The following is a 24,308-nucleotide window of genomic DNA, read 5'->3' as shown; positions in this document are numbered from 1 at the left end:
TCGAGGAGCAGCTGATGAGCAAGAAAACGCGCGTGGTCCTGACAATGGTGGTTATCGAAGCTGTCCTGGCAGGCATCTGGTGGTATCTCGCCGATTACGGGATGGCCAGTCCCGATCGCGTCAAACCGGATTTCCAGGCGGTCGTCGGCCAGACCATGGGTATGGCGATGGGCGGCTTGCTGGGCATCGGCTTCATCCTGTTCTTCGTCGCCGCGCGCAACGACCGCAAGGCACTCAAAAGCAAGGCATCATAGGCCCCTGCCTCTCCACGAGATCATTCATCCCGGCCGTGGCGCCGACGTACGGTTTCCGCTGGCAGGCACGGCTACAACGCGCTTTCCCACGGATTGACGGTGTTCAACCCGGCGGCCGCGAATGGGCTGGTGTCGCGGGTGGCGACCGTGAGGCCGTGTACCGCGGCAGTGGCCGCGATATAGCCGTCCGCCTTGCCGATCGCCTTGCCCGCGGCTCTCGCCTGTACCATCAGGATGGCATAGGCGCGCGACGCGTCGAGATCGAAGGGCAGAATACGGCCTGCAAACAGCGGCAGCGCGTCCTGCTCGAGACGATCATGCAGGATCGTGCGGCGCTTGCCGGCAGGCATCGCCGCGATACCGAAACGTAGCTCAGCCACGGTGACGGCCGATAGATGCAGGGTTTCGACGGCCTGCGCGTCGATCCATGCGATGACACGGGGATCGGGTGCAGGTTTCCACGGCTCAGAAACTAAATTGGTGTCGATGAGGATCATTCGAACCGCACCGGCTCGCCCGGTGTTTTGTCGCGAAGCTGTTGCAAGGTATCGACATCCTCTTGAGACAATCCGGCCTCGCGGCCGATGGCGGCTAGCAGGGAGCCGAGTTTGACCCGATTGGTCGGCCGCACGGCCGTTTCCAGGATTTCACGCATTTCGGCTTCGGTGCTGCGGCCGTGGTGCGCTGCCCGCACCTTCAAGGCGCGGAGCGTTTCCTCTGGCAAATTGCGGATCGTGACAGCACTCATTGATATCACCCCAAGCTGCAATGATGTCATTGATAGCAATATTGCAAATTTGCCATCATCACGCAACAGCCCGCGTACGGTTTTATGATCTGCAAGAAGCCACTCGGACCATCGCGTCTGCGATCATGACATCGGCTCGAATTTTTAATTTCCGTTCGCGAAATGCCACTCGATCAGCGGCTTCATGTGCGGCGACAGACCGTCCGGCAGGTCGTCGGCATGGCGGATGATCACCGGCCCCTCGATCTCCGGATCGGCTTCGGTGGCGACGAAGGCCACGATTCGGCGTACGAGATCATCGGCGGGCTCGTCGACGTGGTAGCGGCGGAAGATGACGGTGCCGCTTGCAGTCGACAGGGCGTGCCAGCGCACCCCGCGCCTGGCATCCGATAGGTCGAGGCCGGTCTCCTCGCGCACCTCGCGGATCATGTTGAAATCGACATCGACCAGCCCATCGCGGAAATCGGTCGGCTCGAACGAACCGGCGGCGAAATAGACCCGGCCGGCATTGACGGTTCGCGGTCCCATGCGGATCGCCACCAGCGCATTGTCGCCGGCCACCAGCACGGCATGGGCATAGGCGTGTTCGGCGCCGGAATTCTCGCGCCGCTTCCGCCACAGCATGAAGGTCGAGTAGTTGACCGCATGGCAGAGGCCAATGAGACCGCGGTCGCGATAGGCAAGTTCCGAAAGCAGAACCACGGTGCCGTCGAAGAGCGCCGGATTGGTCTCGATCTCGCTCTGCCAGTTCTCGGCGATCGCCCCGGCATTATCCACCGCGAAGGGATGCGGGCCTGCATCGAGGCGCACATCGATGGCGTCGACCGGCAGGATGACATTGCGTGGAAGATCAAAGCTCATGTCGGCTCAGGCCCGATCCTGCCCATCAGGCCCCATACTCCCCATCATGCCCGTACTCCCCATCAGGCCATGTCCAGCGTGATCGCCACCGGGCAGTGGTCCGAAGCCTTGGGCCGGTCCCAGCCGGCGCGCGGGAAGCGCTCGACTTCCTGGCCCGCGGGAAAGATCGTGCGCCAGGGCTGACCGTTGCGGATGATGTCGGGAACCGCGGTGGCGTTCTTCGCCGCCAGTCCCCTGGAAAGCAGGATATAGTCGAGCTGGCACAGATGCCGCTCTTCGGGTCCGCGTGTGTGATAGAAGGTCCAGCGGTTCATTTCCGGCCGCCGCTCCACCACGTTTTCGCAGAAGCCGCCCGCTGTCAGCACATTGATGCAGGACAGGTTCTCGTCAACCACCTCGAAACGGTAGCCGTCCACCTCATCGCCGGCGATCTTCACCCGCTGGCGGTAATCGTTCATGTCGCCGCAGATCGCCCAGCGCTTGTCGGCAGCATGATCCACACCGAAACGCTCCTCGATGATGCGCCGCACGGCCTGCGCTTCCGCGACGCGCACCGGCATTGTCGCTTCGCGTCCGTCGAGCCCGTTTCGGGGCGAGCCCATCGACTTGAAGTGCACGAGATAAAGCGTCATCGGCGCGCCGCCCACCTTGATGTCGACTTCCAGGCAGTCGCGTCGGAAGATGCGTTCATTGGGCAGGTTGCCGAGGGCCGCCAGCTCCGGCGTGTGCAACCCGAACTGCTCGTAGGTGACATAGGCGTGGCTGGTCATGCGAACGAATTCGATCGGCTGTCCCTGCGCGGTTTCGTTGCGCATCATCACGGCGACATCGATGCCGCGCGAATCATTGCCCGACGTGGTGTATTTCTGGCGGTAACCCTGCCCCACCATCTTGAACAGATAGCCGTACTCGAACGCCTTCAGGGCTTCGATGTTGTCGACCTCCTGCATGCAGATGATGTCGGCGCGGGTGGCGGCGATGGCCAGTGCCGTCAGCTGGCGCGTGTCGTCGGATTGCGCGATGGCGCGCGCCTGCTCCAGTATCTTGTATTCGGCCTCGCTCTGGATATCGAACATCGCCAGCGTGCGATCCTCGTTGAGCTGGTTGCGATAGCCGGAAAAATCGAACCTGTTCATCAGGTTCTCGACATTGAAGGTGGCAAGGCGCAGCGACATGCCCTGACATTTGCCTGCAAGAGTGGCGGAAAACAAGATCGCGGGACCACAAGCAGGGATGCTTTGGTCCTGGTGGCCTTCGCCCTATGGTTGACGGAACCTTTCCGTTCATCCGCCGTTCAGACGCAAAGGCCCACAGTAAGCCCATTCCCAGGGTAGGCGTGGGGCCTGTGTCTCTTGGAGAGTGCAATGAATTCGCTCTTTTCTTCCACTGTCAAATCCGGGCTGATTGCGCTCGGTATTGTCTCCGGTATCACGGCGCCATCCGCCGCCGGTCCGATCCTGCAGCCGGATGTATCGGTCCCGACCAGCACCGCCGCGCCAACGGTCACCCCGGTCCGCGAAGGCTGGGCGGGCGGCAACAATGGTGGCGGCGATTGGAGATGGCGCCGCAACTGGAACGGCGGCCACTGGAATGGTGGGGGCAACTGGAGCGGCCGCCACTGGAATGGCGGCGGCAACTGGGGCGGTCGCCATTGGAATGGCGGCAATTGGGACCGCGGCGATGACTGGCGCTGGCGTCATGGCCGCCGCCACTATCGCGGCGGCTACTATGATGATGGCGCCGCCGCAATCCTCGGTCTTGGCCTGGGGCTTGGCCTCGGCAGCATGTACAACAATTATAACAACTACGATTACTATACGCCGGCGCCGCGCCGCTACTACCGCGCCGGCCGGCTTTCGAGCGCCCATGTCCGGTGGTGCTACAACCGCTACCGTTCATATCGCGCCTACGACAACACGTTCCAGCCCTATAACGGCCCGCGCCAGCAGTGCTGGTCGCCCTATAGCTGAGCTGACTGCGGCTGACACCAGAAATGAAAACGGCGCCACCTGGCGCCGTTTTTGGTTTTGACCGTTCGAAGTCAGAGGGCTTCGAGCCTGTCGAGTTCGCTCAGTTCTTGGCCTTGTCGACCAGCTTGTTCTTGGAAATCCACGGCATCATCGCGCGCAGCTTGGCACCGACTTCCTCGATCTGGTGGCTGTCATTGTTGCGGCGGATGCCCTTGAAGCGCGACATGCCGGCGCGGTATTCCTGCATCCACTCCGAGGTGAATTTTCCCGTCTGGATGTCCTTCAGCACACGCTTCATCTCGGCCTTAGTCTCGGCGGTAATGATGCGCGGACCCGAGACATATTCGCCCCATTCGGCGGTATTGGAGATCGAGTAGTTCATGTTGGCGATACCGCCTTCATAGATCAGGTCGACGATCAGCTTGACCTCGTGCAGACACTCGAAATAGGCCATTTCCGGCGCGTAACCGGCTTCCACCAGCGTCTCGAAACCGGCGCGGATCAGTTCGACCAGGCCGCCGCACAGCACGACCTGCTCGCCGAACAGGTCGGTCTCGCATTCCTCGCGGAAATTGGTCTCGATGATGCCCGAACGGCCGCCGCCGACGCCACAGGCATAGGAGAGAGCGAGGTCGAGCGCGTTGCCCGAGGCGTCCTGGTTGACGGCGACCAGGCACGGCACGCCGCCGCCCTTCTGGTATTCGCCGCGCACCGTGTGGCCCGGGCCCTTCGGCGCGATCATGACGACGTCGACGGTCGACTTCGGCTCGATGAGGCCGAAATGCACGTTGAGGCCGTGCGCGAAGGCGATCGCGGCACCGTCGCGGATGTTCGGCGCGATCTCGTTCTTGTAGATGTCGGCCTGCAATTCGTCGGGGGTTGCCATCATCATCAGGTCGGCCCATTTGGCGGCATCGGCGACGCTCATTACCTTGAGCCCGTCGGCCTCGACTTTCTTGGCCGTCGCCGAGCCGGCCTTGAGGCCGATGGCGATCTCCTTGGCGCCGGAATCCTTGAGGTTGAGCGCATGCGCCCTGCCCTGGCTGCCATAGCCGATGATGGCGACCTTCTTGCCCTTGATCAGGTTGAGATCGGCATCACGATCGTAATAGACACGCATTTTACTTCCTTCCCGTTTTGAAGATCAAAGGCCTTGAGGCCCGGTTTTTGCTCCGAAAAGAGCGAGAAACTGTTGCGTCGCGCGGATGGCATCGCCGCCGATCGCCGCCTCAGTCAATTCCAGCCGGTCACCGAGCAGCAGACGGATCTGCACATCCCGGCCAACCAGCCCGAAAAAGGTACGGAACGCCATCTCGGCATCCGCAAATTCAAGGAGCCCCGCATGCCGGCCGGCTTCCAGCACCGGCTTCAGCCGCTTGGCCAGTGCAAAGCGCCCATTCTCCAGCACGACGGCGCCGAGGTTGTCCTTACCCGACCCCGCATGACCAACCGCCACCCTATTGAGCGCGATCGAGGTATCGCTTGAAATGACCATGAGCCAGTCGCAAGCAAAGCGCTCAAGGCTTGCCGTCAGCGAGGCAAGGTCGAGCCCCTTGCCGTCAACCTGCGCCACCCGCACCTTCGACGCCTGCCACTGCACGGTCGCCGTCAGCAGCCCGTCGCGGTCGCCGAACCATTTGTAGAGCGTTTCCTTGGAACAGCTCGCCCGCCGTGCCACGGCGGTCATGGTCAGGTCGTCGCCTTCCTCGACCAGCAGCCGCAGTGCCGCATCCAGGACGGCCTGCTGCCGCTCCGTCAGCGTCTCGCTGTTGTCGATGTCAGGCACGATGTGCAACACGCTCTTTCCTCGCTGACGACCAAGCCAGTCATTTTCGGCAAGCCGTACCGTACGTTACGGTTCGGCCTTTTATGGCCTATTGCACCGAACCTGGCAAGCCCTATTTCTCTCCGGTCGGCTTCGCTGCCGCCGTCCTAAAGGGGAGAAACATGCTGGCCGGTTTGCTGGCCTTGGCCATAGCCGCCGTGTTCACCGGTGCGGCGATCTATGTCAGCGTGGCCGAGCAGCCGGCACGGTTGCGGCTGGATGACAGGTCCCTGCTCCAGGAATGGCAGCCTTCCTACAAACGCGGTGCGGCCATGCAGGCATCGATCGCCATCGTCGCCTGCGTTCTCGGCCTTGTCGCCTGGTGGCAGACCGGCGGCCTTGCTTTTCTCGGCGGCGCGGTGGCGATCATCCTGCCCTGGCCGTGGACCCTTGTTGTGATGATGCCGACCAATCGAGTGCTGGAGGCAATGGACCCGGAAGCGGCCAATCCGCAGGCCAGGGCGCTGATCGTCAGATGGGGCAATCTGCACCTGGTTCGCGCGGCGCTCGGTGTGCTGGCGACGCTGTCTTTTCTCTGGGGCAGCCATCTGCCTTGACCCGCCGGGCCGGGCTCGTCTCTGCGGAATCAGTCCGCGGCAGGCGGATGGCGCAGCCGGCCGAGCAGTGCCGAGACCGTGCTCAACTCATCCGGCGAGAGCTTGGCACCCACCAGTTCGGCGATCGAGCGTCCGTAGACCGCCCACATCCGGCGGCGCGTCTCACGTCCCCTGGCCGTGATGCGGATGGTTTGCCCACGGCCGTCATCGGCCACCGGCAGTTTCTCGACCAGCCCGTCGGCCTCGAGCCGGGCCAACAGCCGCGAGATGTTGTATTGCGCAAACAGGGTGCGTTCGATCAGTTGAAATGGCCGCAAGCCGGCCTCGCCGACCTCGGCAAGCTCGTGCAGCACGTCGTACCATGCAAGCGGCGGCAGGCCGTCCTCCTTCAGCGCGTCCTCGGCACGTTCCATCAGTTGGCGCGAAACCCGCATGAGGCGGGCCCAGACCTTGATGGCATCCGGCGAAGGCATGGCTGTCTCTGTCATGGCCGCATCATAAGAGATAGATGCAGCTGCATCAAGCTTGACGATCAATGCATACGCATCTACATAAATGCAGTTGCATCGACATCGAAAGGCACATCCCATGAAACCCGCCGACACCCTCATTCTCGTCAGCCATCCCCTCTGCCCCTATGTCCAGCGTGCGGCGATCTCGCTGGCCGAGAAAGGCGTCCCGTTCGAGCGGATCGACATCGACCTTGCCGACAAACCCGACTGGTTCAAGGCGATCTCGCCGCTCGGCAAAGTGCCGCTGCTGCGCGTACGGCAAAATGCCGACGAGACTATAATCTTCGAATCCGCGGTCATCCTCGAATTCCTCGAGGAGACGCAGGCCAATCCGCTCCACCCTGCCGACCCCTATGCACGCGCCCGCCACCGTGCCTGGATCGAGTATGGCTCAGCCATCCTCAATGCCATCGGCCGGTTCTATTCAACACCGAGCGAAGCCGGCTTCCTCGCCGAGTCCAGCGCGCTGTCGGCGATGTTTGACCGCCTTGAGGCTGAACTCGCTAACGATACCCCGCGGAGCGGGCCATGGTTCGCTGGCAGCCGCTTTTCCCTCGTCGATGCCGTTTACGGTCCGGTCTTCCGCTACCTCGACGCTTTCGACCGCATCGGCGATTTCGGCATCCTGGAAGGCAAGCCGCTCGTCCAGGCGTGGCGCGAAGCGTTGAGCGACCGTCCCGCGATCAGGCAAGCCGTGGCGCCGGACTATCCGCAGCGGCTGCATGCTTTCCTGCGGGCGAAGGGGTCTTTTCTATCGAGCCTCATTCGGCAAGGCGATCCGGCCAGCGCGCTTCGGCAAGCCCTGCCCGCCTGAACGGATCGATCACCGTGCCGGCCACCATCGAGGCCAGGAACCGCGGCGCCGGCGGAATCTTGGCGATCGTCGCCACCAGCCTGTCGCGGATGAAAGGCAGCGCCACGGAGTCCGACTGGTAGAAGGGCGTGAATGCTAGCGACAGCGCCTGGAAGGTCCGCACATGCCAGCGCCGCGCTTTCGCATAGCCTTCGAGCGCAGCCTCGACGCTGCCCGTTCGCTCCAGCGCATGGCTGAGCGCCGCGGCGTCGAGCAGCGCCATGTTGGCGCCCTGGCCAAGCTGCGGACTGGTCGAATGCGCGGCGTCGCCGATCACGGCCAACCGCCGGCCAACCGGAGACTTCATCGTGTGATGGCCATAGCGGGCCAGCGAGAGCTGGTCGAAACTGCCGATCTGGCTGGTGAACGCCTCGGCTTGCGGCCACAGCCGCACCACCCGCTCCTTCCAGGCATCGATGCCAAGGTTGCGCACGGCATCGGCATCCGCCGGTTTCAGGCTCCAGAAGAATGCCGCCATCCTTTCGGAACCCGGCTCCGGCCGGCCGATCGGCAGCACGCCGATCATCACGCTGGCCTTGTCGTAGCGCTGCAAAAGCGCGTGCTCGTCAAAGCCCTCGCCTCGCCAATCCAGCGATGCCCATAATGCGCCATAGGTGAGTGGTCGTGGCGCCCCGGCATTGCCGGCGCACTGCCGCAGTTTCGAACGCGAACCGCTGGCGTCGACGACAAGATCGAATGGTCCCGCCCTTCGTCCATCGGCACGGACCAGCGTCGCCCGGTCGCCGGTCTCCAGGGTATCGATTTCGACGCCGGTTTCGATGGCGATGGTCTCACGCCGGGCAGCGCGAAACAGCACGCCGAATAGGGCCGCCCGGTGCACCGCCAGGCCGAAGCGACCGCCGTGCTGCGCGTCGTAGCGGACGTCGAGCACGGTGCGGCCGGTGGAGGCATCGGCGCCATGCAGCCGATCGATCCTGCTGCCCAGTGCCATGATGTCATCGAGCAGGCCGAGGTCGGCAAGCACCGTCAATCCGGTCGGCTGCAGGATCAACCCGGAGCCGACCGGCTTCGGTTCCTCGAAGCGCTCGAAGATGGTGACCCGGTGCCCGGCACGCCTGAGATAGAGCGCCATGGCCAATCCCGCCGGACCGGCGCCTGCAATTGCGATATCGTAGAAAATGCCGCTGCCCCCAAGCCGAACTGGCCGGGACAATCCTTCAGCCGCCGGATGAAATCAAGTCGCGACGCCGAAGGCTACCGGCTGGTCAAGCCGGTGTTGAATCGAAGGCAGTGCGGGCATCGCGCACCGCATCGTGGTTGTTTTCAGCCCACTGCAACAAATGCTGCAAAGCGTCGAACATCGAGCGCCCAAGGTCGGTCAGGCTGTATTCGACACTGGGCGGCTTGGTCGGAAACACTTCGCGACGCACATAGCCGTCGCGCTGCAGATCATAGAGCGTCTGGGTCAGCATGCGCTGCGAAATGTCGGGAACCAGCCGCCGCAGCTCGCCGAAGCGATAGGGCTGCTCGGCCAGGGCCGCCGTCAACAGCGAGCTCCATTTGCCATTGAGCCCCTGAATGACGTCGCGGACCGGGCAATCGGCAATGTTTCCGCCTTCGGTCATCGCTTTGTAAACTTCGAGTTTGGATTTCAGATTGACGGTCCGGCTGTCCATGACTGGTTCCCTGCGTGTGCCTACCTCCCGAAAAACTGCCTTCTTTACGGCAGCGGGTCAATTCCTATTTTAGTGCTGGTCTCTTTTTGAGATCACCACCCGAACCGCCCTTCCGGCGCAATGTCAGGATCCTCCATGACCGCAACTCTTCTCGTCACCGGCGCGTCCGGCCAGCTCGGCCGCAGCGTCATCAACCATCTGCTGGACACATTAGAGGTGCCGGCGGCCCGGATCATCGCCACGACCCGCACGCCCGCCAATCTTGCCGACCTGTCAGCGCGCGGCGTCACCGTTCGCGAGGCTGATTTCGATGATCAAGCCTCGCTCGCCAAAGCCTTCGCCGGCGCCGACCGGGCGCTCATCATTTCGACCAACGAGCTGGCGATCCAGGGAAAGCGGCGCGAACAGCAGCTTGCCGCCGTCACGGCCGCCAGGCAGGCGGGCATCGCCCACCTGCTCTACACCTCGATGCCCAACACGGAGCCGGGTTCGCCGGTGCTCTTCGCGCCCGACCATTACGACACCGAACAGGCGATCAAGGCGAGCGGCATCCCCTACACGATCTTCCGCAATGGTTGGTATGACGAGAACCTGTTCATGGCGATGCCGCAGATCCTCGCATCGGGCCAATGGTATACGTCCGCGGCCGACGGCGCCATTTCCTATGGCGCGCGTGACGATCTCGCCGCCGCCATAGCCGCGGGGCTGGCTTCGGACAACACCGAAAGCAAGACGTATACGCTGACCGGCCCCAAGGCCTATACGTCAGCCGAAGTCGCGGCACTTGTCACCGAAGTCACCGGCAAGCCGATCCAGGTCATTCAGCTCTCGGACGAAGCCTTGACCGAGGGGATGAAGAGCGCAGGCCTTCCCGAGCCCATCGCCCGGCTTCTCGTATCCTTCGACGCTGCCACGCGCGTTGGCGGCCTTGGCATGGTGACGGACTCCGTCGAAAAGCTTTCCGGCCGGAAGCCGGTACCGCTGAAGCAGTTCCTCGAGGCCAACAAGGCCGCACTGGCAGGCTGAAACCAGCGCGGCGGGAAGTCTTTCTCCCGCCGCGCTATTTCGGCGTTTTGACAAGCCCGAGCCGGATCAGGCTTTCTCCGGTGGCGGCGAGCGCGTCCTCGCGCGAGCGCGGCGCCCAGCCGAGCATACGCACCGCCTTGGCGTTGGTAGCATTCTTGACCTTGCCGAGTTCCGTCACGAGTTGCGCGGCTTCCGCGTTGAACAGCCCCACCATCCGCACCAGCCAATCGGGAAGCTCCCGCATCGAGACCCGCGAGGCGGCGGCGCCGAGCCGCGTCTTCACCGCCTGCGCAATCGCCCGCACAGTCATGAAATCGCCGGCGACGGCCAGAAACCGCTCGCCCTTGGCGACGGGATTGGTCATGGCGCGCACATGCAGGTCCGCCACGTCGCGCACATCGACCACCCCGAAGGACAGCCGCGGCAGCCCTGGCATGGCACCGTTCATCATGCGCTGGACAAATGCGGTGGAGGTCGAATGGTCGGCCCCTAGCACAGGCCCGAAGATTCCCACCGGATTGACGACCGCCAATTCCATGCCGCCACCCTCGGCGGCGATGAAATCCCAGGCCGCGCGTTCGGCGAGCGTCTTCGACTTCACATAAGCGCTGACCTTGGCCGTTGGATCGGTCCAGCTCTCCTCGGTGAAGGGCCGGCCGTCGGGCGGCATCTTGCCATAGCCGATGGCCGCGAAGGACGATGTCAGCACGACGCGTTTGACGCCGGCGTCTCGCGCCGCCCTGAGCACGCGCAAGGCGCCTTCGCGAGCCGGGATGATCAGGTCATCCTCATGCTTCGGCACACCGGGCGGGAACGGTGACGCGACATGCAGGACATAGTCGCAGCCGGCGATAGCGTCGGGCCAGCCGGCATCCGCCATGAGGTCGGCGATGGCAAAGGAGAGCCTGTCGCCCGGCTCGGCGCCGCCGGCCTTCAGCATGGCGATAACTTCGGCTTCGCGCTTGGCGGAGCGCACCGTCGTGCGCACGCGATAGCCCGCCTTCAGCAGGGCAAGAATACAGTGTGCGCCGAGGAAACCCGATCCGCCGGTGACAAGCACCAATTCGCCGCTGCTCATCTCAGCCTCCCCGTTTAGGTCGAGACGATCGAACTCGTCAGATCGCCACCTGCGTGCCGATTTCTACCACACGTCCGGTCGGGATCTGGAAATATTCCGTCGCATCCGCCGCCGTGCGCGCCAGGCCGATGAACAGCCGGTCCTGCCACACCGGCATGCCGGAATTGGGTGAGGCCTTGAGCGAGCGCCGCGACAGGAAGAAGGACGTCGTCATGATGTCGAACTTCCAGCCCTGCTTGCGGCAGATCGCCAGCGCACGCGGAATGTTGGGCTGTTCCATATAGCCGAAAGTCAGCGTCACCCGCATGAACAGCTCGTTGACCGTCTCCATCTTGACCCGCTCGCTGTCGGGCACCACCGGCTGAGGCGCGGTCACCACCGAAAGGATAACGTTCTGCTCGTGCAGAACCTTGTAGTGCTTGAGGCTGTGCATCAAGGCGGTCGGCGCGCTGAGCGGATCGCTGGTCAGGAACACCGCGGTGCCGGACACCAGCTGCGGCTTCTTCTTCAAAAGGTTGCCGGCGAGGAAATCGAGCGGGATCTCGTTGCGGCGCGTCTTGTTGAAGAGATAGCGGCTGCCGCGCACCCAGGTCCACATGCCCAGCACGATGGTGAAGGCCACGACCAGCGACGCCCAGCCGCCTTCGAACACCTTGACGATATTGGAGGCGAAGAAGCCGACATCGATGAAGGCGAACAGCACGGTCAGCGGGATCGCCAGCGACAGCTTCCACTTCCAGATGCGGGTCATGACGACGTAGAGCAGCACCGTCGTCACCAGCATGTTGCCGGTTACCGAGATGCCGTAGGCGGAGGCGAGCTTGCTCGATTCGCCGAAGCCGACCACCAGCATCATCACCACCAGGGCCAGCAGCAGATTGACGCGCGGCATGTAGATCTGGCCGGACTGCTTTTCCGATGTGTGCAGGATTTCCAGCCGCGGCAACATGTTCAGCTGCACCGCCTGGCGGGTCAGCGAAAAAGCCCCTGAAATGACGGCCTGGCTGGCGATGACGGTAGCCGCCGTCGCCAGCACCACCATCGGGATAAGAGTCCAACCCCCGTTCATCTCGAAGAACGGATGGCCCACCACGCCGCCATTCGCCAGTATGAAGGCGCCTTGCCCGGCATAATTGAGCAGCAGGCAGGGGAACACGATCGCAAGCCAGGCAAGCACGATCGGCTTGCGGCCGAAATGGCCGAGATCGGCATAGAGCGCTTCTGCGCCGGTCACTGCCAGAAACACAGCACCGACAGTGACGAAGGCGACGTCGGGCGAATTGATCAGGAAAGCGACGATATAGTGCGGGCTGACGGCCCACAGGATTTCCGGATCAACGATGATGTGATTGATGCCGGACAAGCCGATGGCCAGGAACCACACCGCGGTCACCGGGCCGAACACCAGCCCAACGCCGCCGGTACCGAAGCGCTGGACGGCAAACACCACAGCGAGGATGACCAGCGTCAATGGCACGACATAGGGCTGGAAGGTGGGGGTGACGACATTCATGCCCTCGACCGCCGAAAGCACCGAAATCGCCGGCGTAATGACCGCGTCACCGAAAAACAACGAGGCGCCGACGATGCCGATGCCGAGAATCACCGCCGAGCGCTTCGGAAAACTGCCGCGGGCCAGCGCCATCAGCGACAGCACGCCGCCCTCGCCGCGGTTGTCGGCACGCAGCACGAACATGATGTACTTTACCGTGACCGTAATGGTCAGCGACCAGATGATCAGCGACAGCACGCCGAGAATATCGGCACGGGTGGCGACATCGCTGCCGGACGAAGCGTGCAACGCCTCCCGGAGCGCATAGATCGGGCTGGTGCCGATATCGCCATAGACCACGCCGAGTGCGCCCAGCATCAACACCTTGGTGCTGTGCTGCTCGATTTCGGGATGACTCGATTGGTCGACGGGTTCTGCCTCACTACCAGCATTGGCAAGGGCCATGTACGACACTCCGATAAACGCGCGGTGCTCTACGCTTGCTGCAATGCAATATCAAGTGCCGTAACGTTATGGCACTCATGTCGGCAGCGCGCGGCTCCTTGTCGGCGACTTCCCGCGGATGTCGATTCCTACGACGTTCGCAGGCTCACGTCCGGACCCACGGCACAGCCTGCGGGCCGGCGAGCACGTGTCTGTTAAATGGCGACCTGCGTGCCGATTTCAACGACACGGCCGGTCGGGATCTGGAAATACTCCGTCGCGTCCGCCGCAGAGCGCGCCAGGCCGATGAACAGCCTGTCCTGCCATACCGGCATGCCGGAATTGGGCGAAGCCTTGAGCGAGCGCCGCGACAGGAAGAAGGACGTCGTCATGATGTCGAACTTCCAGCCCTGCTTGCGGCAGATCGCCAGCGCGCGCGGGATGTTGGGCTGTTCCATGTAGCCGAAGGTCAGCGTCACCCGCATGAACAACTCGTTGACCGTCTCCATCTTGACGCGGTCGCTGTCGGGCACCACGGGCTGCGGCGCGGTCACCACGGAAAGGATGACGTTCTGCTCGTGCAGAACCTTGTAGTGCTTCAGGCTATGCATCAAGGCGGTCGGCGCGCTGAGCGGATCGCTGGTCAGGAACACCGCGGTGCCCGAGACGAGCTGCGGCTTTTTCTTCAGCAGGTTGCCGGCAAGGAAATCGAGCGGGATCTCGTTGCGGCGCGTCTTGTCGAAGAGATAGCGGGTGCCGCGTATCCACGTCCACATGATCAGCCCCATCAGGCAGGCAACGGTGATCGAGACCCAGCCGCCTTCCACGATCTTCACGACGTTGGCCAGGAAGAAGCCGCTGTCGATGATGCCGAACAGCAAGGTTAGCGCCAGGGCAAGCCCCAGCTTCCATTTCCACATCTTGCGCATCACCACGAACAGCAGGATCGTCGTCATCAGCATTTCGCCGGTCACCGAGATGCCATAGGCGGAAGCCAGCGAACTCGAACTGCCGAAACCGACCACCAGCAGCATCACCCCCAACGCAATAAGAAGGTTGACGCGCGGCATGTAGATCTGCCCGGATTGCATTTCCGACGTATGCTGCACCTCGATGCGCGGCAGAAGATTGAGCTGCACCGCCTGGCGGGTCAGCGAAAAAGCACCCGAAATGACCGCCTGGCTGGCAATGACCGTCGCGGCCGTTGCAAGTCCCACCATCGGCATCAGCGCCCAGTCTGGCAGCATCTCAAAGAACGGATTGGTCGGTTTTCCGCCGTTGGCGAGCACAAAGGCGCCCTGCCCGAAATAGTTGAGCAGCAGGCAGGGAAACACCACGGAAAACCATGCCAGCACGATCGGCCTTCGTCCGAAATGGCCGAGATCCACGTAGAGCGCCTCGGCCCCGGTCACTGCCAGGAAGACAGCGCCGACAGTGACGAAGGCGGCGGTGGGCGTGCTGGCCAGATAGGCGACCGCGTAATAGGGATTGATGGCCAGCAGGATCGATGGATCATCCATCAAGTGATAGATGCCCGCAACGCCGATGGCCAGGAACCACAGCGCCGTCACCGGCCCGAACACCGCCGCCACCTTTCCCGTGCCGAAGCGCTGCACGGAAAACAGGATGGCAAGGATGACCAGCGTGACCGGCACGACATAGGCGTCCAGCGTCGGGGTCACCACCGTCAGGCCTTCGACCGCCGACAGCACCGAGATGGCCGGCGTTATGATCGAATCGCCGAAAAACAGCGCCGCGCCGCAAAGGCCGATCACAAGGATCAGCCGGGCGCCTTTGGGATAGGCGCTGCGTGCCAGCGACATCAGCGACAGCGTGCCGCCTTCGCCCTTGTTGTCGGCACGAAGCACGAAGGCGACGTATTTGACGGTCACGATGATCGTCAGCGCCCAGACGATCAGCGACAGCACGCCAAGCACGTGAACGCGCGTTGCGATGCCGGGCGAAGCGTGAAGCGCCTCTCGGAAGGCGTAGATCGGACTCGTGCCTATGTCGCCATAGACGACACCGAGCGCGCCCAGCATCAGAACCTTGGTGCTGTGCTGCTCGACCCCGGCATGGCTTGATTGCTCGACGGTTTCAGCCTCGCTCCCGCTATTGGCAAGGGCCATCGACCACTCTCCGACAAGCGCGCGGTGCTCTATGCATGCGGCGATAAGCTATCAAATGCACGTGATGGCTGCCATACCAATACGAAGCATTACCCCTACCAACCGCAAGCCCTGAGAAACCGCCCCACCGTGCCGGCCATGCCATACTCCAATGCGTCGGCTGTCAACCCATGTCCGATCGACACTTCGGCCAATGCCGGAATGCGCTTTGCCAGCGCGGGCAGATTGGCCACCGTCAGATCGTGCCCGGCATTGACCTGGAGGCCGGCGGCAAATGCCACGTCAGCGGTTTTTCCCAGTCTTTCCAATTCCTTGGCCGCCTTACCGGAATCGGAATGGTAGCTGCCATAAGGGCCAGTATAGAGTTCGATACGATCGGCGCCCGTATCGCGCGCAGCCCCTATGCCGGCGGGATCGGCGTCGGAAAACAGCGAGACCCTGAAACCGCCCTTCTTCAGACGCTTGACGATCGGCGCCAGGAACGCCGCATCGGCGATGAAGTTCCAGCCGTGGTCGGAGGTTGCCTGTGCCGGATCGTCGGGCACCAGCGTCACCTGCTCAGGCTGGTGCTTCTCCACAAGCGCCAGGAAATCCTCGTTTGGGTAGCCCTCGATGTTGAATTCCGCCTGCGGGAACTCGTCGTCGATCAGCGCCCTGATCTCGGGCAGGTCGGAATGCCGGGTGTGACGTTCGTCGGGGCGCGGATGCACCGTCAGCCCATGCGCTCCGGCGGCAAGGGCAAGGCGGCCGACGCCGATTACGCTGGGCCATGGTAGGTCGCGCCGGTTGCGCAGCATGGCGATGGCGTTGAGGTTGACGGAAAGCTTGGCGGGCATGGGCTGGCGTCCGTGAAACTGGCTATCGAGGCGCGCCACGCTCATTCGTTCCGGCACGGCGCATTTGAAACGGCGCATCTATAACGTCTTTAACGGGAACAGATAGGGCCTTTCCGGTGTTCCAGAAGACCACATCCTCCACGAAAGGGAGGCACCGCCTTGAATTTCCTCCAATCCGTGCCGGCGATCCGCCGCATCGAGACCAGCCGCGACGACCTCTTTGCCATCGATGTGGTCGGCCATGTCTCGGCTGCCGATGCCGAGAACCTGTTCGGCCTGCTCGAGGCGGCCTATCTGCTCCATCAGAGAATCGACGTGGCCGTGCGCATAGTCGATCACGAGGGCGTCGACTGGGCCGACATCTCCGATGAGACCATCAAGAAGGGTGCCGTCCACGCATTGGAACATATTGGCCGTTGCGCGGCGATCGGCGCGCCTGACTGGACGCCCAACGCACGACGCGCCTTGCCCGCTGCGTCGCCCGTCGAATTCAGGCATTTCAAGATCGAGGACGAAGCTGCAGCCTGGGAATGGCTCGGGGCGCGACCGACGGGCCAGGAGGCCACGGCCGCTCCAGAAAGAGGATGAAACGGTTTTCCGCCTACCCGCCGACCCCCTTCTATCTGACGCCAATCCGTTCTATCTGACGATCGTCAGTCGTTCAGCGGCCCGGGTGATGGCTGTGTAAAGCCAGCGCTGGCGCGTTTCCTTGAAGGCCCAGCTTTCGTCGAACAGCACGATTTCGTTCCACTGCGAACCTTGCGCCTTGTGCACGGTCAGCGCATAGCCATAGTCGAAATCGTCGAAGCGCTTCTTCTGCTGCCAGGGGATTTCGGCGTCCGGATCCTCGAACGCCGCCTTGAGCAGCTTGATCTTGGCGACGCCACGATCCGGATCGTCCTCTTCAGGCGACACCAGAAGGTTGATGCCGGGCTTCACCGTCTCGCGCGACGAGGTCATCACCTTCCACAGCGAGCCGTTGAGCAGGCCTTTGGCTGGGTCGTTGCGCAGGCACACCAGCTTGTCGCCCGCTTGTGGGTAATCCGCATTGAAGCCCTTCAACTCGCGCAGGCGCTGGTTATAGCGCCGCCGCGTCCGGTTGGTGCCGACCAGCACTTGGTCCGCCCTGAGCACCAGTTCCTGGTTGACGTCTTCCTTGCCGATCACCTGCGCGCTGCCATAGTCTCCGCGCATGAATTCGCGGCCCTCGCGCACGTCGAGCGCCAGCCGCAGGATCGGATTGTCGCGCGCCTGCCGGTGGATCTCGGTCAGCAGAAAGTCGGGCTCGTGATCGGTGAAGAAGCCGCCGCCGGAGATCGGCGGCAACTGGCCGGGATCGCCCAGCACCAGGATCGGCGTGCCGAAACTCATCAGGTCGCGGCCGAGCTGTTCGTCGACCATCGAGCATTCGTCGATGACGACCAGTTTCGCGCGCGAGATCGGGCTTTGCCGGTTGAGCGAAAAGGTCGGCGACATCGACGTCTTGCCGGTCACCTCGTCAGCCACCGATTCCTCGCCCTTGGGCCGGTAGATCAGCGAATGGATGGTGCGGGCGTTGACCGCCCCCTTGGAGCGCAGCACCTGGGCCGCCTTGCCGGTGAAGGCGGCGAACTGCACCTGGCCGTCGACATGTTCGGCGAAATAGCGCGCCAGCGTCGTCTTGCCGGTGCCGGCATAGCCGAACAGCCGGAACAGCTGCGGCTTGCCGGTCTTCAGCCAGCGGGCGACCGCTTGCAGCGCCTCATCCTGTTGGGGTGAAAATTCCATCTGATCGTGTGACCGGATTCGCGAGGCAAAGACAAGATAGCCGCCACCAGCATCGACACAGCCGGTGGCGAACTCCCCTACGGTTCAGGCTATCAGCCGCAACCAAGAACGTAAAGGGAACGAAACAGCCTGCATTCAGTTGACAGCGCCCGGGTCGTTCTCCAGCAGGATCGGCTTGCCATGCGGCGTGGCGTGCGCGGCGCGCTCCCAGGCCCGCGCCATCGCATCGACATCAGGCTTGGCGGCCAGCCCCTTGGAAGCAAGCAGGGTTTCAAGCGCCGCCAGCCAATGCTCGTAGTAATCATGGCCGTCCGCCGCGGCACCTGGCTTCTTCACCTCGGCCGACAGGGCATCCGCCCACTCGCTCCACGAAAACAGGCCCTTGTCGTGCAGCGCCACCGTCATGGCGAAGGCTTCGGCCTGCCATGGCTCGGCGAAAACCGGTGCGTCGAGCCCGGCGGGCAAACCGGCGGCAGGCCCCTTCACTTCAGCCCGGCTCAAGATAACTCTCCCAGGCGTCGATCGAGACGGTCAGTGTCGGGTCGGCGCCCTCGCCCCAGATTTCCGTGCCATCGAAGACCACGGTATAGACCCATTGCGGATTCTCGCCCTGCCCATGCGCGTTGCTGTCGGGAAAGACGAAGCCGTCGCGCACCGCTTCGATCGTGCCCTGCTTGTCGCGCGCATAGCGCGGCAGCCTGGTATGGCCGGTCGGATTGAAGTTTTTGGTCCGCACCGAATCACCAGCCTTGAAGCGCGGCGCTGTCTCGACCGGCCGATCACAAGGACCGCCCTTGGCCAGCACGGCCGGAACGTTTTCCGCCTTCAGCACCCGTTTCGGGGTCGCCGCCGGGTCGATCGCCTCGCCTGCCCCGAGGTCGCGTTCGCTGACGAAGCCGTGCCGCTTGAGCAGGATCTCCAGTGCCTTGATCCAGATCTGATAATAGCTGGAGCCATAATAGTCGGCCGGATGCAGCGATTCCCGCGCGTGCCGGCTCTCGTCGATGTTCCAGGCACCCATGCCGCCGGCGCAGAGCGTCACACCAAGCGCCCGCCGCTCCCAGTCAGCGTGGAAATAGGGTTCATCCTTTTCGGGGGCGACCGGGCCGAATCCCATCTGTCCGCCGAGATCCTGGGGGCCGTTCATGCCGGCTCACCCTTTATACCGTTCTTTTGGGCCAGAGCCGTCCCGATCATCGCATCGCGGCTCACCAGTTCCGCCAGCCGCTCCTCGCTCCAGCCTTCGGTGCCCTCAGGTCGCATCGGCACGACGAGATAGCGCAGCTCGGCGGTCGAATCCCAGACGCGTATCTTCGTCCCGGCCGGCAGCACCAGCCCGAATTCCTCGAGCACGCCGCGCGGATCGATCACCGCGCGCGACCGATAGGGCGGCGCCTTGTACCACACCGGCGGCAAGCCGAGCACCGACCAAGGATAACAGGAACACAGCGTGCAGACGACGAGGTTGTGGGTGTCCCCGGTGTTGAACACCGCCTGCATGTGCTCGCCTTGGCGGCCGGTATAGCTCAGCGACCCGATCGCCCGCGTCGCGTCGCGCTTCAGCCACTCGGCAAAAGCGGGATCGCTCCAGGCCTTGGCCACCACCCTGGCGCCGTTGCGCGGGCCGATCTTCGTCTCGTAGGTATCGACGATGACGTCGATCGCGGCCGGATCGATCAGCCCCTTGCGGGTCAGGATGGTTCCCAGCGCCCGCACCCGCGCGGCAAACGGATCGAGTTCGTTGTCGTGATCATGATCGTGGGACATGGCCGCAAATTACGGTTCCGGCCCGCCGGCCGCAAGCTCCATGGCTTGGGCCAACAGGGACCGGGGCTTTGTCCGCCTGCTACTCGGCGGCCGTCTTCTGCGGTTCGCCCGGGATGTCGTCATTGGTGCCGAACAGCGAAGGCTGATCGCCCTCTTCGACCAGGTGCAACTCGGCCTTGCGCTTCGGCATGAGCCCGACCAGCCAGCCCGAGAAATTCTCCATGTAGACATAGATCACCGGCGTCACGAATAAGGTCAGCGCTTGCGAAGCGAGCAAGCCGCCGACGACGGCTACGCCCAGCGGCTGGCGAAGTTCCGCGCTGGCGCCGGTGCCGAGCGCGATCGGGAACGTGCCCATCAGTGCTGCCAGCGTCGTCATCATGATCGGCCTGAACCGCATCAGGCAGGCCTTGTGGATGGAGTCGGTGGCCGACATGCCTTCTCGTCGCAGTTCAAGCGCGACATCGACCATCATGATGCCGTTCTTCTTGACGATGCCGATCAGCATCAGGATGCCGATCACCGCGATGACGGACAGATCCATGCCGGCGAAGCGCAAGGCGACAACCGCCCCGAGCACAGCCGACGGCAGGCCCGTCAAGATGGTGAGCGGGTGGATGAAGCTCTCATACAGAATGCCGAGCACGATATAGATGGTCAGGATGGCGCCGCCGACCAGCAGGCCCTGGTTGGCGAGCGAATCCTGGAAGGTCTTGGCCGTGCCGGCGAAGGTCGTGGAGATCGCCGTCGGCATGCCGATCTGCTCTTTCAGCGCGTCGATGCGTTTCACACTGTCGCCCAGCGCCACGCCCTGCGGCAGGTTGTAGGAGATGGTCACGGCCGGGAGCTGGCCGAGCTGATTGACCGTCAAGGCGCCGGCCGTGCGGTCGACCCGGGCGAAGGCGCCGAGCGGCACCAGGCTGCCGCTCGCCGTCCGCATCTGGATGGCGAGCATCCGCTCCGGCGACCATTCGATCTTGGGATCGAGTTCGGTGATGACTTCGTAGCTGTCGGCCGAGCCGAAGATCGTTGAAACCTGGTCGGTGCCGAATCCGCCATAAAGCGCCGAGCGCAGCGTGTCGGTATCGATGCCGAGCTGCGCGGCCTTGTCGCGATCCACCACCAGCGACGCCTGCAACGCATTGTTCTGCAGGTCGCTGGTGACATCGGCGAAGGTCGCGTGGTCGGCCGCCATTGCGTCATTCATCTTCTGCGCCCAGATATCGGTCTGTCCGGTATCGAGGCCCTGAACCACGAGCTGGTAGGCGCTGGCCGACGACCTGGAACCGAGCCGCAGATTCTGCACCGGCTGCATGTAGGTCTCGATGCCCGCCACGCCGGCCAGTTGCTTGCGCAGGTCCGAAAGCACCTTCTCGATATCGGGACGCTGGTCCTTGCCCTTGAGCTGGACGAAGAGCTGCCCCTGGTTGAGGGCATTGTTGCCACTGCCCGCCGACCACGCCACATGGTCGACATAGGGCGACTTCGAGAACACGCTGGCCACCTGCCCTTGCAGCTTGGCCATGGCGTCGAACGAAATGTCCTGGCGCGCGATCGTGGTCACCGAAATCTGGCCGATATCCTCCTGCGGGAAGAAGCCCTTCGGCGAGACCTCGATCAGCCACACCGAGGCTGCCGCGGTGCCGATGAAGACGAGGAACACCAGGAAGGTGTGCCGCAGGCAGAAGTTCAGGATCCAGTCATAGCCGCGCGTGATGAAATCGCGCTTGTGGCCGGCGCCGTGCGCCTCGCGGTCGGCCTTGGTCACCGACAGCAGCCGCGAGCACAGCATGGGCGTCAGCGTCAGCGACACGAACATCGAAGCCAGGATGGCGACGGTCACCACGACGGCGAACTCGTTGAAGATGCGTCCGATGACGCCGCCCATCAGGAGCACCGGGATGAACACCGCCACCAGCGAGATTGAGATCGAGATGATGGTGAAGCCGATCTCGCGCGCGCCCTTCAGCGACGCATCGAAGGCCGACAGCCCGTCCTCTTCCATGTGGCGGAAGATGTTTTCGAGCATCACGATGGCATCGTCGACGACGAGGCCGACGGCGAGCGTCAGACCCATCAGCGAGATGTTGTCGATGGAAAAGCCGAACAGGAACATCGCGCCGAGCGTGGCGATCAGCGAGATCGGCACCGCCACGGCCGGGATGATGGTCGCCGTCACCCGGCGCAGGAACACGAAGATCACCAGGACCACCAGCGCGATGGTCAACAGCAGCGTGAACTGCACGTCGTCGACGGCCTGGCGGATCGAGCTCGAGCGGTCGTTGAGCAGCTTGATCTGGGCGGCGGCCGGCATCTGGTCCTTGAAGGACGGCAGCATAGCCTTGACCTTGTCGACGACATCGACCGTGTTGGCGTCGGGCTGGCGCTGCACGGCCATGATGATCGCGCGGGTACCGTCGTACCAGCTCGCGGTCGTGGTCGTCTGCACCGAATCGACGACACGGGTCACCTCGCCCAGCCGCACCGGATGACCGTTCTTGGTGGCGATGATGAGGTTGGAGAAGCCGGCCGCATCGGTAAGCTGCGTGTTGGCGGTGATGGTCAGCTGCTGCTTGTTGTTCTGCAGCACGCCGAGCGGCGTGTTGCTGTTGGCCGAAGCCACGGCCGCTTGCAGCTGATCGATAGAAATGCCCCGCGCGGCAAGCGCGGTCGGATCGATCTGGATGCGCACCGCGTATTTCTGCTGGCCGAAGATCGACACCTGCGCGACGCCGTCGATGGTCGACAGCGACGGCGAGATGACGTTTTCGGCAAAGGCATCGAGGTCGGTCAGCGGAACCGTATCGCTGACCAGCGACATCAAAAGGATCGGCGCATCGGCCGGATTGACCTTCCGATAGCTCGGTGGCGACGTCATCTGCGGCGGCAGTGATTTCTGGGTGCGCGCGATCGCGGCTTGCACGTCGGCCGCGGCCGCATCGATATTCCGGTTGAGGACGAATTGGATGGCGATCGAGGTCTGGCCGAGCGCGTTGGTGGTCGAGATGGAATCGATGCCGGCGATGGTGGCGAACTGCTTGATCAGCGGCGTCGCCACCGATGTGGCCATGGTTTCCGGCGACGCGCCAGGCAGTGAGGCCGAGACGTTGACCACCGGAAATTCGGCGCTCGGCAATGCGGCGACCGGCAGGAATTTGTACGCGAACAGCCCGCCCAGCACGAGGGCGAACGACATCAGAAGGGTGGCGACTGGCCTGCGGATGCAGAATTCGGAGATCATTGGCCTGCCTCGCCGGCGTTGTTCGCCTGGGCAACCTTGGGCGCGGCTTCCTTGCCTTCATGCACCGCGGCGCCGTCCTTCAGCTTTGTCTGGCCTTCGGTGACAACCTTCTCGCCGCTTTTCAGCCCCTGGCTGATGGCGCTGTTTTGGCCTTCGGTCAGCGCCACCTGCACTGGCCGCATCTCGACGGTGTTGTCCGGCTTGACCACATAGACGAACGGTCCCTTCTGGCTGGGCTGGACCGCGACGGTCGGAACCGAGGTCATCTGCGGCATGATGCCGGCGTCAAGGACGACATTCACATACTGGCCGGGCCACAAAGAAAGATCGGTATTGGGAATGCTTGCCCGTGTGGCGATCGTGCCCGACGCGGTGTCGACGCTGGAATCGACGAAATCGAGCGTACCCTTGCCGATCGGCGTCGGGTCGCCGCTTTGGGTCAACGTCACGGCGTTCTGCTGTGGATTGGCAAGCGCCTTGTGCAGCAGCGCAAGGTTGCTTTCCGGCAGATTGAAGTTGACCTGCAAGGGGTCCATTTGGGTGATGGTCACCAGTGGCGTCGCCGTGCTGCTGTTACCGTTGCTGACGGTCACGAGGTCGCCGACGGCGACATTCACCGCACCCAGCCTGCCGGCGATCGGCGCGGCGATGGCGGCAAAGCCGAGCTGGACATTGTCCGCGTCGATCGTCGCCTTGTCGGCATCGACGGTGGCCGCCGCCGCCTTCTGCGCGGCAACGGCCTGGTCGTAGGTCTGCTGCGTACCGGCCTGCTTGGCGACAAGGTCCTTGGCGCGCTGAAGATCGGAATTCGAGCTGGCAAGCAGGGCCTGGTCCTTGGCAAGCGCTGCCTGGTCCTTGGCGAGTTGCGCCTTCAGCGCCCGGTCGTCGAGCGAGAACAGGAGGTCGCCTGCCTTCACCATCTGCCCGTCCTTGACGTCGATCGACACGATCTGGCTGGAGACACGCGCGTTGATGTTGACCACCGCAGGAGAGGAAACGAAGCCGATGGCATAGCGGCGGACCGGAAAGTCAGCCGACGTTGCCGTCGCCGAAACGATAGAGGCCGAACGGGCGCCGTTGCCGCCACCGGCCTGTTTGCCGCCTGCCGCCTTGTCGGCCTCCGGCTTGTCTGTCGCGGCGACCTGCTTTGTGCCGATGATCTGCTGAGCCTTGTTCAGCGCGTCCGGCGACAGATAGAGCCAGGCCGCACCCGCACAGGCGACCGCCAGCAACGACAGAATGACTTTTCCACGCATCGACAAAAGACCTCTCCGTTCGACACGCCATAGCCAGGTGGTCGTATTCTAGCGC

The 24,308-nt window shown here is 63.4% G+C and carries 25 protein-coding genes; 6 read left to right on the top strand and 19 right to left on the bottom strand.

Translation table 11 applies throughout. The annotated features are described in order from the left end of the window. Nucleotides 1-14: 14 nt before the first annotated feature. Complete coding sequence (locus tag O7A70_RS18430) at nucleotides 15-254, top strand: hypothetical protein (RefSeq protein WP_337141664.1); 240 nt, start codon at nucleotides 15-17, stop codon at nucleotides 252-254. Nucleotides 255-325: 71 nt separating this feature from the next. On the opposite strand, the gene O7A70_RS18425 is transcribed toward O7A70_RS18430, so the two are convergent. The 4 genes from O7A70_RS18425 to O7A70_RS18410 all read right to left on the bottom strand — a co-directional run bounded on the left by O7A70_RS18425 (nucleotide 326) and on the right by O7A70_RS18410 (nucleotide 3,038). Further along, nucleotides 326-751, bottom strand: a complete 426-nt coding sequence (locus O7A70_RS18425; protein ID WP_337141663.1) for a type II toxin-antitoxin system VapC family toxin — start codon at nucleotides 749-751, stop codon at nucleotides 326-328. Beyond that, nucleotides 748-1,002, bottom strand: coding sequence for a FitA-like ribbon-helix-helix domain-containing protein (locus O7A70_RS18420; protein ID WP_337141908.1), 255 nt, complete (start codon nucleotides 1,000-1,002; stop codon nucleotides 748-750). The genes O7A70_RS18425 and O7A70_RS18420 overlap by 4 nt, the downstream gene beginning before the upstream one ends. A 144-nt stretch (nucleotides 1,003-1,146) precedes the next feature. Then, nucleotides 1,147-1,863, bottom strand: coding sequence for a hypothetical protein (locus O7A70_RS18415; RefSeq protein WP_337141662.1), 717 nt, complete (start codon nucleotides 1,861-1,863; stop codon nucleotides 1,147-1,149). A 62-nt stretch (nucleotides 1,864-1,925) separates the two neighbouring features. Further along, on the bottom strand, nucleotides 1,926-3,038 hold the full coding sequence (locus O7A70_RS18410) for an endonuclease/exonuclease/phosphatase family protein (protein ID WP_337141661.1): 1,113 nt from the start codon (nucleotides 3,036-3,038) through the stop codon (nucleotides 1,926-1,928). 189 nt (nucleotides 3,039-3,227) lie between these two features. Between O7A70_RS18410 and O7A70_RS18405 the strand changes: the two genes are divergently transcribed. Next, nucleotides 3,228-3,833: a BA14K family protein gene (locus tag O7A70_RS18405; protein WP_337141660.1), complete on the top strand. Its 606-nt coding sequence runs from the start codon at nucleotides 3,228-3,230 to the stop codon at nucleotides 3,831-3,833. Between the two features lie 100 nt (nucleotides 3,834-3,933). On the opposite strand, the gene ilvC is transcribed toward O7A70_RS18405, so the two are convergent. Then, nucleotides 3,934-4,953, bottom strand: coding sequence for a ketol-acid reductoisomerase (ilvC, locus tag O7A70_RS18400; RefSeq protein WP_013531065.1), 1,020 nt, complete (start codon nucleotides 4,951-4,953; stop codon nucleotides 3,934-3,936). 24 nt (nucleotides 4,954-4,977) lie between these two features. Next, entirely contained in the window at nucleotides 4,978-5,631 is a 654-nt protein-coding gene (locus tag O7A70_RS18395; RefSeq protein WP_337141659.1) for a TetR/AcrR family transcriptional regulator, read from the bottom strand. A 152-nt stretch (nucleotides 5,632-5,783) separates the two neighbouring features. Between O7A70_RS18395 and O7A70_RS18390 the strand changes: the two genes are divergently transcribed. After that, nucleotides 5,784-6,215, top strand: coding sequence for a DUF1772 domain-containing protein (locus tag O7A70_RS18390; protein WP_337141907.1), 432 nt, complete (start codon nucleotides 5,784-5,786; stop codon nucleotides 6,213-6,215). A 29-nt stretch (nucleotides 6,216-6,244) separates the two neighbouring features. Here O7A70_RS18390 and O7A70_RS18385 read toward each other — a convergent pair whose 3' ends face one another. Beyond that, the gene (locus O7A70_RS18385) at nucleotides 6,245-6,703 is read right to left on the bottom strand and encodes a MarR family winged helix-turn-helix transcriptional regulator (RefSeq protein ID WP_337141658.1); all 459 of its coding nucleotides are present in this window, start codon (nucleotides 6,701-6,703) and stop codon (nucleotides 6,245-6,247) included. A 100-nt stretch (nucleotides 6,704-6,803) separates the two neighbouring features. Between O7A70_RS18385 and O7A70_RS18380 the strand changes: the two genes are divergently transcribed. Then, the gene (locus O7A70_RS18380; protein ID WP_337141657.1) at nucleotides 6,804-7,541 is read left to right on the top strand and encodes a glutathione S-transferase family protein; all 738 of its coding nucleotides are present in this window, start codon (nucleotides 6,804-6,806) and stop codon (nucleotides 7,539-7,541) included. Here the strand turns inward: O7A70_RS18380 and O7A70_RS18375 are convergent. After that, the gene (locus O7A70_RS18375; RefSeq protein ID WP_337141656.1) at nucleotides 7,489-8,754 is read right to left on the bottom strand and encodes an FAD-dependent oxidoreductase; all 1,266 of its coding nucleotides are present in this window, start codon (nucleotides 8,752-8,754) and stop codon (nucleotides 7,489-7,491) included. The genes O7A70_RS18380 and O7A70_RS18375 overlap by 53 nt on opposite strands. A 52-nt stretch (nucleotides 8,755-8,806) precedes the next feature. Beyond that, on the bottom strand, nucleotides 8,807-9,217 hold the full coding sequence (locus O7A70_RS18370; protein WP_337141655.1) for a winged helix-turn-helix transcriptional regulator: 411 nt from the start codon (nucleotides 9,215-9,217) through the stop codon (nucleotides 8,807-8,809). A 135-nt stretch (nucleotides 9,218-9,352) separates the two neighbouring features. Here O7A70_RS18370 and O7A70_RS18365 point away from each other — a divergent pair, with 135 nt between their 5' ends. Further along, nucleotides 9,353-10,243 carry an SDR family oxidoreductase gene (locus O7A70_RS18365; RefSeq protein WP_337141654.1) on the top strand — a complete coding sequence of 297 codons (891 nt, stop codon included), beginning with the start codon at nucleotides 9,353-9,355 and terminating at the stop codon, nucleotides 10,241-10,243. Nucleotides 10,244-10,277: 34 nt separating this feature from the next. Here the strand turns inward: O7A70_RS18365 and O7A70_RS18360 are convergent, their stop codons facing one another. The 4 genes from O7A70_RS18360 to O7A70_RS18345 all read right to left on the bottom strand — a co-directional run bounded on the left by O7A70_RS18360 (nucleotide 10,278) and on the right by O7A70_RS18345 (nucleotide 16,222). Beyond that, nucleotides 10,278-11,321, bottom strand: a complete 1,044-nt coding sequence (locus O7A70_RS18360; RefSeq protein ID WP_337141653.1) for an SDR family oxidoreductase — start codon at nucleotides 11,319-11,321, stop codon at nucleotides 10,278-10,280. A gap of 37 nt (nucleotides 11,322-11,358) precedes the next feature. Beyond that, nucleotides 11,359-13,278, bottom strand: a complete 1,920-nt coding sequence (locus O7A70_RS18355; RefSeq protein WP_337141652.1) for a potassium transporter Kup — start codon at nucleotides 13,276-13,278, stop codon at nucleotides 11,359-11,361. Between the two features lie 194 nt (nucleotides 13,279-13,472). Next, nucleotides 13,473-15,386, bottom strand: coding sequence for a potassium transporter Kup (locus tag O7A70_RS18350; protein ID WP_337141651.1), 1,914 nt, complete (start codon nucleotides 15,384-15,386; stop codon nucleotides 13,473-13,475). A 95-nt stretch (nucleotides 15,387-15,481) separates the two neighbouring features. Beyond that, nucleotides 15,482-16,222, bottom strand: a complete 741-nt coding sequence (locus tag O7A70_RS18345) for a pyridoxine 5'-phosphate synthase (RefSeq protein ID WP_337141906.1) — start codon at nucleotides 16,220-16,222, stop codon at nucleotides 15,482-15,484. A 159-nt stretch (nucleotides 16,223-16,381) separates the two neighbouring features. On the opposite strand from O7A70_RS18345, the gene O7A70_RS18340 reads away from it, so the two are divergent. Further along, on the top strand, nucleotides 16,382-16,810 hold the full coding sequence (locus O7A70_RS18340; protein ID WP_337141650.1) for an STAS/SEC14 domain-containing protein: 429 nt from the start codon (nucleotides 16,382-16,384) through the stop codon (nucleotides 16,808-16,810). Between the two features lie 51 nt (nucleotides 16,811-16,861). Here O7A70_RS18340 and O7A70_RS18335 read toward each other — a convergent pair whose 3' ends face one another. The 6 genes from O7A70_RS18335 to O7A70_RS18310 form a co-directional block, all read right to left on the bottom strand. Further along, nucleotides 16,862-17,989: an ATP-dependent DNA helicase gene (locus tag O7A70_RS18335; RefSeq protein WP_027146532.1), complete on the bottom strand. Its 1,128-nt coding sequence runs from the start codon at nucleotides 17,987-17,989 to the stop codon at nucleotides 16,862-16,864. Between the two features lie 135 nt (nucleotides 17,990-18,124). After that, a complete protein-coding gene (locus O7A70_RS18330) occupies nucleotides 18,125-18,490 on the bottom strand; it encodes a nitrile hydratase accessory protein (protein WP_337141649.1) in 366 nt (121 codons plus the stop codon). Next, complete coding sequence (gene nthB, locus O7A70_RS18325) at nucleotides 18,477-19,136, bottom strand: nitrile hydratase subunit beta (protein WP_337141648.1); 660 nt, start codon at nucleotides 19,134-19,136, stop codon at nucleotides 18,477-18,479. The genes O7A70_RS18330 and nthB overlap by 14 nt, the downstream gene beginning before the upstream one ends. Next, nucleotides 19,133-19,756, bottom strand: coding sequence for a nitrile hydratase subunit alpha (gene nthA, locus O7A70_RS18320; protein WP_337141647.1), 624 nt, complete (start codon nucleotides 19,754-19,756; stop codon nucleotides 19,133-19,135). Before nthA ends, nthB begins: the two co-directional genes overlap by 4 nt. A gap of 79 nt (nucleotides 19,757-19,835) precedes the next feature. After that, nucleotides 19,836-22,997 carry an efflux RND transporter permease subunit gene (locus O7A70_RS18315; RefSeq protein ID WP_337141646.1) on the bottom strand — a complete coding sequence of 1,054 codons (3,162 nt, stop codon included), beginning with the start codon at nucleotides 22,995-22,997 and terminating at the stop codon, nucleotides 19,836-19,838. After that, nucleotides 22,994-24,253, bottom strand: a complete 1,260-nt coding sequence (locus O7A70_RS18310) for an efflux RND transporter periplasmic adaptor subunit (protein WP_337141645.1) — start codon at nucleotides 24,251-24,253, stop codon at nucleotides 22,994-22,996. Before O7A70_RS18310 ends, O7A70_RS18315 begins: the two co-directional genes overlap by 4 nt. Nucleotides 24,254-24,308 lie beyond the last annotated feature (55 nt).

It is taken from the genome of Mesorhizobium sp. Cs1299R1N1, from assembly GCF_037179655.1.
In the GTDB taxonomy this organism is placed as follows: Bacteria; Pseudomonadota; Alphaproteobacteria; order Rhizobiales; family Rhizobiaceae; genus Mesorhizobium; species Mesorhizobium salmacidum.
This window is presented reverse-complemented; position numbering and strand designations above follow the sequence as displayed.

What these genes read in the sequence shown, in the direction of transcription:
- O7A70_RS18380 (WP_337141657.1), top strand. Translation starts at nt 6,804, where the DNA reads ATGAAACCCGCCGACACCCTCATTCTCGTCAGCCATCCCCTCTGCCCC.
- O7A70_RS18350 (WP_337141651.1), bottom strand. Translation starts at nt 15,386, where the DNA reads ATGGCCCTTGCCAATAGCGGGAGCGAGGCTGAAACCGTCGAGCAATCA.
- O7A70_RS18415 (WP_337141662.1), bottom strand. Translation starts at nt 1,863, where the DNA reads ATGAGCTTTGATCTTCCACGCAATGTCATCCTGCCGGTCGACGCCATC.
- O7A70_RS18420 (WP_337141908.1), bottom strand. Translation starts at nt 1,002, where the DNA reads ATGAGTGCTGTCACGATCCGCAATTTGCCAGAGGAAACGCTCCGCGCC.
- ilvC (WP_013531065.1), bottom strand. Translation starts at nt 4,953, where the DNA reads ATGCGTGTCTATTACGATCGTGATGCCGATCTCAACCTGATCAAGGGC.
- O7A70_RS18405 (WP_337141660.1), top strand. Translation starts at nt 3,228, where the DNA reads ATGAATTCGCTCTTTTCTTCCACTGTCAAATCCGGGCTGATTGCGCTC.
- O7A70_RS18345 (WP_337141906.1), bottom strand. Translation starts at nt 16,222, where the DNA reads ATGCCCGCCAAGCTTTCCGTCAACCTCAACGCCATCGCCATGCTGCGC.
- O7A70_RS18385 (WP_337141658.1), bottom strand. Translation starts at nt 6,703, where the DNA reads ATGACAGAGACAGCCATGCCTTCGCCGGATGCCATCAAGGTCTGGGCC.
- nthA (WP_337141647.1), bottom strand. Translation starts at nt 19,756, where the DNA reads ATGTCCCACGATCATGATCACGACAACGAACTCGATCCGTTTGCCGCG.
- O7A70_RS18360 (WP_337141653.1), bottom strand. Translation starts at nt 11,321, where the DNA reads ATGAGCAGCGGCGAATTGGTGCTTGTCACCGGCGGATCGGGTTTCCTC.
- nthB (WP_337141648.1), bottom strand. Translation starts at nt 19,136, where the DNA reads ATGAACGGCCCCCAGGATCTCGGCGGACAGATGGGATTCGGCCCGGTC.
- O7A70_RS18315 (WP_337141646.1), bottom strand. Translation starts at nt 22,997, where the DNA reads ATGATCTCCGAATTCTGCATCCGCAGGCCAGTCGCCACCCTTCTGATG.
- O7A70_RS18430 (WP_337141664.1), top strand. Translation starts at nt 15, where the DNA reads ATGAGCAAGAAAACGCGCGTGGTCCTGACAATGGTGGTTATCGAAGCT.
- O7A70_RS18355 (WP_337141652.1), bottom strand. Translation starts at nt 13,278, where the DNA reads ATGGCCCTTGCCAATGCTGGTAGTGAGGCAGAACCCGTCGACCAATCG.
- O7A70_RS18370 (WP_337141655.1), bottom strand. Translation starts at nt 9,217, where the DNA reads ATGGACAGCCGGACCGTCAATCTGAAATCCAAACTCGAAGTTTACAAA.
- O7A70_RS18410 (WP_337141661.1), bottom strand. Translation starts at nt 3,038, where the DNA reads ATGTCGCTGCGCCTTGCCACCTTCAATGTCGAGAACCTGATGAACAGG.
- O7A70_RS18425 (WP_337141663.1), bottom strand. Translation starts at nt 751, where the DNA reads ATGATCCTCATCGACACCAATTTAGTTTCTGAGCCGTGGAAACCTGCA.
- O7A70_RS18310 (WP_337141645.1), bottom strand. Translation starts at nt 24,253, where the DNA reads ATGCGTGGAAAAGTCATTCTGTCGTTGCTGGCGGTCGCCTGTGCGGGT.
- O7A70_RS18365 (WP_337141654.1), top strand. Translation starts at nt 9,353, where the DNA reads ATGACCGCAACTCTTCTCGTCACCGGCGCGTCCGGCCAGCTCGGCCGC.
- O7A70_RS18335 (WP_027146532.1), bottom strand. Translation starts at nt 17,989, where the DNA reads ATGGAATTTTCACCCCAACAGGATGAGGCGCTGCAAGCGGTCGCCCGC.